The 7954-nt window shown below is 69.7% G+C and carries 10 protein-coding genes and 1 pseudogene; 7 read left to right on the top strand and 4 right to left on the bottom strand.

The window, feature by feature from the left end:
• The 5 genes from JWP28_RS07905 to dapD form a co-directional block, all read left to right on the top strand.
• Nucleotides 1-791, top strand: a 791-nt coding sequence (locus JWP28_RS07905) for an acyl-CoA dehydrogenase family protein (protein ID WP_299541811.1), incomplete at its 5' end; no start/stop codon positions are given.
• Nucleotides 792-877: 86 nt separating this feature from the next.
• Nucleotides 878-1060 (top strand): hypothetical protein, encoded by a 183-nt coding sequence (locus JWP28_RS07900; RefSeq protein WP_299541809.1) that lies wholly within the window; start codon nucleotides 878-880, stop codon nucleotides 1058-1060.
• 87 nt (nucleotides 1061-1147) lie between these two features.
• Nucleotides 1148-2077, top strand: a complete 930-nt coding sequence (argB, locus tag JWP28_RS07895) for an acetylglutamate kinase (protein WP_299541807.1) — start codon at nucleotides 1148-1150, stop codon at nucleotides 2075-2077.
• On the top strand, nucleotides 2074-2736 hold the full coding sequence (locus JWP28_RS07890) for a pyrimidine 5'-nucleotidase (protein WP_299541806.1): 663 nt from the start codon (nucleotides 2074-2076) through the stop codon (nucleotides 2734-2736). Before argB ends, JWP28_RS07890 begins: the two co-directional genes overlap by 4 nt.
• Nucleotides 2736-3563, top strand: a complete 828-nt coding sequence (gene dapD / locus JWP28_RS07885; protein ID WP_299541804.1) for a 2,3,4,5-tetrahydropyridine-2,6-dicarboxylate N-succinyltransferase — start codon at nucleotides 2736-2738, stop codon at nucleotides 3561-3563. Before JWP28_RS07890 ends, dapD begins: the two co-directional genes overlap by 1 nt.
• On the opposite strand, the gene JWP28_RS07880 is transcribed toward dapD, so the two are convergent.
• On the bottom strand, nucleotides 3560-4027 hold the full coding sequence (locus JWP28_RS07880) for a cupin domain-containing protein (protein ID WP_299541802.1): 468 nt from the start codon (nucleotides 4025-4027) through the stop codon (nucleotides 3560-3562). The genes dapD and JWP28_RS07880 overlap by 4 nt on opposite strands.
• A gap of 58 nt (nucleotides 4028-4085) precedes the next feature.
• Between JWP28_RS07880 and dapE the strand changes: the two genes are divergently transcribed.
• Nucleotides 4086-5237 (top strand): succinyl-diaminopimelate desuccinylase, encoded by a 1152-nt coding sequence (gene dapE, locus JWP28_RS07875; protein ID WP_299541800.1) that lies wholly within the window; start codon nucleotides 4086-4088, stop codon nucleotides 5235-5237.
• Nucleotides 5238-5301: 64 nt separating this feature from the next.
• On the opposite strand, the pseudogene JWP28_RS07870 reads toward dapE, so the two are convergent.
• From JWP28_RS07870 to fmt, 3 genes and pseudogenes are all read right to left on the bottom strand, one after another.
• A pseudogene (locus JWP28_RS07870) lies at nucleotides 5302-5642 on the bottom strand (DUF559 domain-containing protein).
• A 105-nt stretch (nucleotides 5643-5747) separates the two neighbouring features.
• Nucleotides 5748-6494 (bottom strand): tRNA pseudouridine(38-40) synthase TruA, encoded by a 747-nt coding sequence (gene truA / locus JWP28_RS07865; protein WP_299541798.1) that lies wholly within the window; start codon nucleotides 6492-6494, stop codon nucleotides 5748-5750.
• On the bottom strand, nucleotides 6494-7420 hold the full coding sequence (fmt, locus tag JWP28_RS07860; RefSeq protein ID WP_299541796.1) for a methionyl-tRNA formyltransferase: 927 nt from the start codon (nucleotides 7418-7420) through the stop codon (nucleotides 6494-6496). The genes truA and fmt overlap by 1 nt, the downstream gene beginning before the upstream one ends.
• A gap of 95 nt (nucleotides 7421-7515) precedes the next feature.
• On the opposite strand from fmt, the gene JWP28_RS07855 reads away from it, so the two are divergent.
• A complete protein-coding gene (locus JWP28_RS07855; RefSeq protein ID WP_299541794.1) occupies nucleotides 7516-7866 on the top strand; it encodes a cell surface protein in 351 nt (116 codons plus the stop codon).
• The last annotated feature ends 88 nt before the right edge of the window (nucleotides 7867-7954 follow it).

Below are 7954 nucleotides of genomic sequence, written 5' to 3'. Positions count from 1 at the left end.
TCTCCGGCCAGGTGATCACCGCCATCGCCATGACCGAGCCGGGCGCCGGCTCCGACCTGCAGGGCGTGCGCACGACGGCCAGGCGCGACGGCAACCACTACCTGGTCTCCGGCTCCAAGACCTACATCACCAACGGCCAGAGCGCCGACCTGATCGTGGTGGTCGCCAGGACCGACCCCGACGCCGGCTCGCGCGGCATCTCGCTGATCCTGGTGGAGGGCGACCGGGCCGGCTTCAAGCGCGGCCGCAACCTCGACAAGGTGGGCCAGAACTCGGCCGACACCTCGGAGCTGTTCTTCGAGGACGTGCGCGTGCCCATCACCAACTGCCTGGGCGAGGAGGGCAAGGGCTTCGCCTACCTGATGAACCAACTCCCGCAGGAGCGGCTGCAGATCGCCATCGCCGGCCAGGCCGGCGCCCAGCGGGCCTTCGACGAGGCGGTGAAGTTCACCAAGGAGCGCAAGGCGTTCAAACAGACGGTGTTCGACTTCCAGAACACCCGCTTCACCCTGGGCGCGCTGAAGGCCAAGCTGCAGGCCGGCTGGGCGCACCTCGACTGGTGCATGGCCCGCCACCTGGAGAAGAAGCTCACCGCCGCCGAGGCCTCGGCCGCCAAGCTCTTCCACACCGAGCTGCAATGGGAAGTCTGCGACGCGGCCCTGCAGCTGCACGGCGGCGCGGGCTACATGAACGAGTACCCGATCGCCAGGCTCTGGCGCGACGCCCGCGTGCAGCGGATCTACGGCGGAACGTCGGAGATCATGAAAGAGGTCGTGGCCCGGTCGATCTGACGCCGCGAAAGGCCGCCCGGCGTTAGCGAACGCCCAAGCGAATCCTCCCATACTGCTCCCAGACCGTGGGGTCATTGGAGACGCGCATGCGCAGGATTTGCTTGGTGCTCATGGTCGGCGGCGTGTGTCTTGGGCTCGCGGCGTGTGGCCACAACATGGAACAGCGGGCGGCCACCGGCGCCGCCACCGGCCTCTTGCTCGGCGGTCCCGTGGGCGCTGCGGTCGGCGCCGGCGTGGGTGCGGTCATCAGCAAGTCCAAGGACAAGTAGCCGCGCCCCTCAGACCCCCCGCGCGTGACAGGGGCCGCGCCGTCCGCTATCGGAGCGCTCCGAACTTTCGAGAGCTCAGGCGCGCCCGTGAACGACAAGAGCCAAGGCGAGGCCAATCACGGCGAGGGGTGGGCGACCGCCAAGACGCTGGCCGAGGCCCTGCCCTACATCCAGCGCTATGACCGCGCGACCGTGGTCATCAAGTACGGCGGCCACGCCATGGGCGAGGAAGAGGTCGCCAAGCTGTTCGCCGCGGACGCGGTGCTGCTGAAGATGCTGGGCGTCCACCCGGTGATCGTCCACGGCGGCGGTCCGCAGATCTCCGCCATGCTGGAGCGCGCCGGCGTCAAATCGACCTTCATCGACGGCCTGCGGGTCACCGACGAGGCGACGATGGAAGTGGCCGAGATGGTCCTCTCCGGGGCGATCAACAAGGAGATCGCCAACTGGATCACCCTCGCCGGCAAGGAAGCCGACGTGCGCGGCGTCGGCCTCTCCGGCAAGGACGCGCGGCTGATCACCGTCGAGAAGGTCACCCGCACCAAGAAGGATCCCGACAGCGAGATCGAGAAGCTGGTCGACCTCGGCTTCGTGGGCGATCCCAAGCGGGTCGATCCGAAGCTGATCGAGGCCCTGATCTACGCCGACGAGGACTACATCCCGGTGATCGCCCCGATCGGCGTCGCGGAGGACGGCCAGACTTACAACATCAACGCCGACACGGTGGCCGGCGCGCTGGCCGGCGCGCTCAACGCCAAGCGCATGCTGCTCCTCACCGACGTGGCCGGCGTGCTGGACGCCAAGGGCGAGCTGATCCGCCAGATGAGCGTCGCCGAGGCCCGTGCGGCCATCAGGGACGGAGTCGCCACCGGCGGCATGATCCCCAAGCTGGAGACCGCCATCGCCGCGGTGGAAGCCGGCGTCGGCGCGGTGGTCATCCTCGACGGACGCCGGCCGCACGCCCTGCTGGTCGAGCTCTTCACCGAGCACGGGGCGGGGACGTTAGTGTGCGAATGAGCGCCGATCTGCGGCACGTCGACACCTGGCTCTTCGACCTGGACAACACCCTCTATCCGGTCGAATCCGGCTTCATGGGCGAGATCGAGCGGCGGATGACGGCCTATGTCGAGCGCGTCACCGGCCTGCCGCGCGACGAGGCCTTCAAACTGCAGAAGAAGTACCTCGCCGACTACGGCCTCACGCTTGGGGGCCTGGTCGAGCACCACGGCGTCGACCCCGCCGACTTCCACAAGATCTTCCATGACATGTCGCTGGAGGCTCTCGCGCAGGACCCGGAGCTGGTCGCGGCCATCGAGCGCCTGCCGGGCCGCCGGCTGATCTTCACCAACGCCGACGACGTCCACGCCCGCCGCGTGCTGGATCACCTGGGGCTGAAGCATCTGTTCGAAGACGTCTTCCACATCGGCTCGGCGGACTATGTGCCCAAGCCCGCGCCCGCCACCTTCGAACGGATGAGCGCGGCGCACGCCATCGCGCCTGCCGCCACCGCCTTCTTCGAGGACTCCGAGCGCAACCTCGAGCCCGCCGCCCAGCTCGGCATGACCACCGTGCTGGTCGGCCCGCACGCGGCGGCCTCCACCGCGCCCTTCGTCGACTACAGAACCGAGAAACTCGCGCCCTTCCTGGCGCACGCCCAACTTAGGGAGGCCGCCTAGTGCACGACGACCTGAAGCGGGTGATCGAACGGGCCTGGGAAGACCGCGACGCCGTCACCCACGACACCCAGGGGCCGGTGCGCGAAGCCGTGCTGGAGACCATCGAGCGGCTGGACGCCGGACGCCTGCGCGTCGCGACCCGCGAGGCCGACGGGACCTGGGTCACCCACCAGTGGGCCAAGCAGGCGATCCTGCTGTTCTTTCGCCTGACCCCCAACGCCCTGGTGCACGCCGATGCGCCGGGGCCCTACTGGGACAAGGTCCCGTTGAAGTTCACCGGCTGGGACGCCGCCCGCTTCGAGGCCGCCGGCTTCCGCTGCCTGCCAGGCACGGTGGTCCGCAAGGGCTCGTTCATCGCCAAGGGGGCGGTGCTGACGCCCTCCTTCGTCAACATCGGCGCCTATGTCGACGAAGGCACGATGGTCGACACCTGGGCCACGGTCGGCTCCTGCGCCCAGATCGGCAAGCACTGCCACATCTCCGGCGGCGCGGGCATCGGCGGCGTGCTGGAGCCCCTGCAGGCCAACCCCACGATCATCGAGGACAACTGCTTCATCGGCGCCCGCTCCGAGGTCGCCGAGGGCGTCATCGTCCGCGAGGGCAGCGTGCTCTCCATGGGCGTCTACCTGACCTCGACCACCCCCATCGTCGACCGCAAGACCGGTGCGGTGATCACCGGCGAAGTGCCGCCCTATTCGGTGATCATGTCCGGCTCCCGCCCCAGCCCGCACGAGGGCATGCCCTCCACCTACTGCGCGGTGATCATGAAGACCGTCGACGAACGCACGCGCTCCAAGACCAGCATCAACGAGCTGCTGCGCGACTAGGTCTTTTCCGGATACGGCGTCCCGTCCCGGTGGCGGTAGATCTCCTCCCCGGCCCGCGCGATCATGTCGATGTCCGGATAATCGCAGCCGTCCTCGGCCTCGCGCCGCGACCCCACCTCCAGCAGCACCGCCTCGGCGTCCGAGCGGTTTTGCAGATGGTGGCCGTTGGGGGCGCCTCCTGGGAAGCCCGCGCAGTCGCCGGCGCGCAGCACCTGCTCGCCCTCGTCGGTGACCAGCACCACCTCGCCGGAGATCACCCAGACGAACTCGTCCTCGGCCGTGTGCCAGTGCCGCTGGCTCGACCAGACGCCGGGGGCCAGCCGCTGCAGGTTGACCCCGAACTGCGTCAGACCGGCCGCGTCGCCCAGCTTCCAGCGCTTGCGGTCGAGGCACGGCGCGTCATAGGGGGGCGGATAGCCGGTTCCGAAGCGGGTGGGGGCGGCGTCGATGTCGATCTTGGGCATGGGCTCATTCCGGTCTAGGACGGAGCCCAACTTAGCAAACGCCACGCCGGGGACGAGATTGATCGACGCGATCGAGCTGACACGGGAGCTGATCCGGCGGCCCTCGGTGACACCCGCCGATGCCGGCGCCATGCAGGTCGTCGAACAGACCCTGGCGGGCCTGGGCTTCGCCTGTCGGCGCATGAGGTTCGGCCAGATCGAGAACCTCTACGCCCGCTACGGGACCGAAAGCCCCAACCTCTGCTTCGCCGGCCATACCGACGTGGTGCCGGTGGGCGATCCGGACGCCTGGACCGAGGGCGCCTTCGACGCCGAGATCGTGGACGGCGTGCTGATCGGGCGCGGCGCCGTGGACATGAAGTCGGCCATCGCCGCCTTCGCCGCCGCCGCCGGCAAGGCCATCGCCGCCGGCCAGGTGCAGGGGTCTCTCTCGTTCCTGATCACCGGCGACGAGGAGGGCATGGCGATCCAGGGCACCAAGATGGTCGTCGAGGCGCTGGATATCGAAGACGAGGTGATCAGCCACTGCGTGGTGGGCGAGCCGACCTCCAGCGAGGTGTTCGGCGACATGATCAAGGTCGGCCGCCGGGGCTCGATCAACGCCGAGATCACCGTCACCGGCGTGCAGGGCCACGTGGCCTATCCGCACCGCGCCGCCAACCCGGTGCCGGTGCTGCTGCGCCTGCTGCTGCGCCTGCAGGAGCGGCAACTGGACGAAGGCTATCCCGAGTTCCAGCCGTCGAACCTGGAGATCACCCAGATCGACGTGCCGAACACCGCCACCAACGTGATCCCCGGAACCGCCCGGGCCCGGCTCAACATCCGCTTCAACCCCCACCACACCGGCGCCGAGCTCGCGCGCTGGATCGACGCGGAGGCTCAGGCGGAGGCTAGCGGCTTCCAGGGAACCGTCACCGTCGTCCCGCAGATCAGCGGCGAGGCCTTCCTGACCGAGCCCGGTCCCTTCACTGACCTGGTGGCCGGCGCGGTCTACGACGCGGCCGGTCGGTCGCCGGAGCTCTCCACCTCCGGCGGCACCTCCGACGCCCGCTTCATCCGCGCGCTGTGTCCGGTGGTCGAGCTGGGCCTGGTGGGCAAGACCATGCACCAGGTCGATGAGCGCGCCCCGGTCGCCGAAATCCTCCAGCTGCAAGCCGTCTACGAACTGCTGATCGAGCGCTACTTCGCGACGTTCGCGGCGGAGAGCTGACGAAAGTTCCCTTCTCCCCTTGTGGGAGAAGGTGGCCCGCGAAGCGGGTCGGATGTGGGGTTTCTCAGAGTCGGGGAACCGGGCCCAACTCGTCCAATGCGCCCAGGATACGATCCGCCACCAGGTCGGGCGCACTGCGGATTTCCTGATTGCTGAACCTCAGCACCCGGAAACCTTCGCCTCAAGCCAAGCGTCGCGGACAGCGCCGCGCTCCGGATCGTGAAAGGGACCGCCGGCTTCCACGACGAGACGATGCCTAAGGCACAGGAAGTCCAGGACGTAGGGCCCCCTCGGCGTCTGGCGGCGGAACTTCAGTCCGCCCAGCTTCCGCTGGCGAAGGCGGCTCCACAATAGCCTTTCCGTCGCGCTCGGATTGCTTCGTAGGGCGCGCGCCCGCTCGACCATCGCCTTGCGGTTCATGGCTAAGCTTGGGCGCGGCTGCGAGGATTTTCGACCCCACATCCGTCAGCCTTCGGCTGCCACCTTCTCCCACAAGGGGAGAAGGCCTCCTTATTCTCCCCCGTAGCTCACCCCCGTCAGACAAAGCCCCTCCGCGGGCGCGACCACCCCGCAGGCCTTGCGGTCTTTCGCTTCCAGCGCCGCCTTCAGGTCCCCCGCCGTCCAGCGGCCCAAGCCCACCTGCGCCAGCGAGCCGGTCATCGAGCGGACCTGGCGGTGCAGGAAGGAGCGCGCCTCGAACACCAGCACCACCTGCTCGCCGACCCGCTCAACCGAGGCGACGTCGAGGGTCTTCACCGGCGACTTCGCCTGGCAGGCCACGTCGCGGAAGGTCGTGAAGTCGTGATGGCCCACCAGCGCCTGGGCGGCCGCATGCATGGCCTCGGCGTCCAGCGGCGCCTTCACATGCCAGACGTAACCCCGGTCGAGCCCCGGCGGGCTCGGGCGGTTGAGGATGCGGTAGCGGTAGCGCCGCTCGACCGCCGAGAACCGCGCGTGCCAGCCCTCCGGCGCCACCTCGGCCGCCAGCACCACGATCGGCTCAGGCCGCAGGTGGGCGTTGAGCGCGTTGCGCACGGTCTCCGCCGGCCAGTCCTTCTCCAGGTCGATGTGCGCCACTTGGCCGGTCGCGTGGACCCCGGTGTCGGTGCGTCCGGCGGCGTGGACACGGACGATCTCGCCGCAGAAGGCCGCCACCGCCCGCTCCAGCGACGCCTGCACGGTGGGTAGCGCCGCCTGGGCCTGAAAACCGCAATAGGGGCCGCCGTCATATTCCAGGGTGAGCCGGTAGCGAGGCATCAGCCGAGCGGGGTCCCGGCGGCCACCGGCTGCCCGCGCAGGAAGGCCTCGGCGTCCTGCGGCGCGCGCCCCTCGCGCTGCACGCGCAGCAGCCGCACGGCGCCTTCGCCCGCCGCCACCAGCAGCCGGTCGTCGAGCACCTCGCCGGGCCGCCCCTCGGCGTCCTCGAAGGCCGAGAGCAGCGCCTTCACCCGCACCGGGCCCTTGTCGGTGGGCAACTGGAACCAGGCGCCGGGGAACGGCGACAGGCCGCGGATCTTGCGGTCGATCTCCGCCGCCGGCTTGGTCCAGACGATCCGCGCCTCCTTCGGCCGGATCTTCTTGGCGTAGGTGACGCCGTCCTCGGCCTGCGGCGTCTCCACCGCCTTCCCGCGCTCGACGTCGGCCAGGGTCCGCGCCATCAGCTCGGCGCCCGCGGCGGCCATCCGGTCGTGCAGGGTGCCTGCCGTGTCCAGCGGCCCGATGCGCACCGTCTCGCTGGCCAGCACCGGGCCTTCGTCCAGCCCCTCGGTCATCCGCATGACCTCGACGCCGGTCAAGAGATCGCCGGCCATGATCGCCCGCTGGATCGGCGCGGCCCCCCGCCAGCGCGGCAAGAGGGATCCGTGCAGGTTGAAGGACCCGAGCCGGGGCGCCTCCAGCACCGCGGCCGGCAGGATCTGGCCGAACGCCACCACGCAGGCCGCGTCGAGCTCCAGCGTGCGGAACGCCTCGATCTCGGCCGGGTCGCGCATGGCGGCCGGCGTGCGCACGCTCAGGCCGTGCTCTAGCGCAAAGGCGTGCACCGGCGAAGGCCTGAGCGCCTGGCCGCGGCCGCGCGGCGCTGGGGGCTGGGAATAGACGCAGGCGACCTCGTGCCCGGCCGCCACGATCCGGCGCAGGGCGGCGAGCGCGAAGTCGGGGGTTCCAAGAAAGGCGAGGCGCATGTGCGGCGGTTCTACCTGCGGGGGAGAAGCCGCGCAAAGCCCGGGAACCTCCGCTAAGCTTAACCGCTTGTTAACGGGGCCCGAAGGAACGCCGCATGCGCACCACCACTCTCGCCGTCATCCTGGGCCTCTGGCTCTCCGTGGCCGCCTGCTCGAAGCCGACGCAGGACAAGACCTCGCAGGACCTCAAGGCCGTGGGATCGGAGGTCGGCGCCGCCGCCAAGCAGGTCGCCGGCACACCGGCCGTCAAGGAGCTCGGGTCCGACCTCAAGCAAGGCGCCAACGAGGCCGCCGCCAAGACCAAGGTCGCCGCCGACGAAGCCGGCGACAAGCTGAAGGCCGGCGCCGCAAAGGCCGGCTCGGACCTCAAGTCCAGCGCCAAGGACGCCGGCGCCAAGACCGACGCGGCGCTGAACAACGCCAAGGACAAGGCTGAGTCGAAGTAGCGGCAGCTAGGCGCGCTTCTGTCTTCCCCCGGTACGGGGGAAGTGGCCCGACAGCGTTAGCTGGAGGGTCGATGGGGGAAGTCGAAAG

Origin of the sequence: Phenylobacterium sp. (assembly GCF_028290885.1) — a bacterium.
Classification (GTDB): domain Bacteria; phylum Pseudomonadota; class Alphaproteobacteria; order Caulobacterales; family Caulobacteraceae; genus Phenylobacterium.
This window is presented reverse-complemented; position numbering and strand designations above follow the sequence as displayed.

What these genes read in the sequence shown, in the direction of transcription:
- JWP28_RS07880 (WP_299541802.1), bottom strand. Translation starts at nt 4,027, where the DNA reads ATGCCCAAGATCGACATCGACGCCGCCCCCACCCGCTTCGGAACCGGC.
- fmt (WP_299541796.1), bottom strand. Translation starts at nt 7,420, where the DNA reads ATGCGCCTCGCCTTTCTTGGAACCCCCGACTTCGCGCTCGCCGCCCTG.
- JWP28_RS07855 (WP_299541794.1), top strand. Translation starts at nt 7,516, where the DNA reads ATGCGCACCACCACTCTCGCCGTCATCCTGGGCCTCTGGCTCTCCGTG.
- JWP28_RS07890 (WP_299541806.1), top strand. Translation starts at nt 2,074, where the DNA reads ATGAGCGCCGATCTGCGGCACGTCGACACCTGGCTCTTCGACCTGGAC.
- JWP28_RS07900 (WP_299541809.1), top strand. Translation starts at nt 878, where the DNA reads ATGCGCAGGATTTGCTTGGTGCTCATGGTCGGCGGCGTGTGTCTTGGG.
- truA (WP_299541798.1), bottom strand. Translation starts at nt 6,494, where the DNA reads ATGCCTCGCTACCGGCTCACCCTGGAATATGACGGCGGCCCCTATTGC.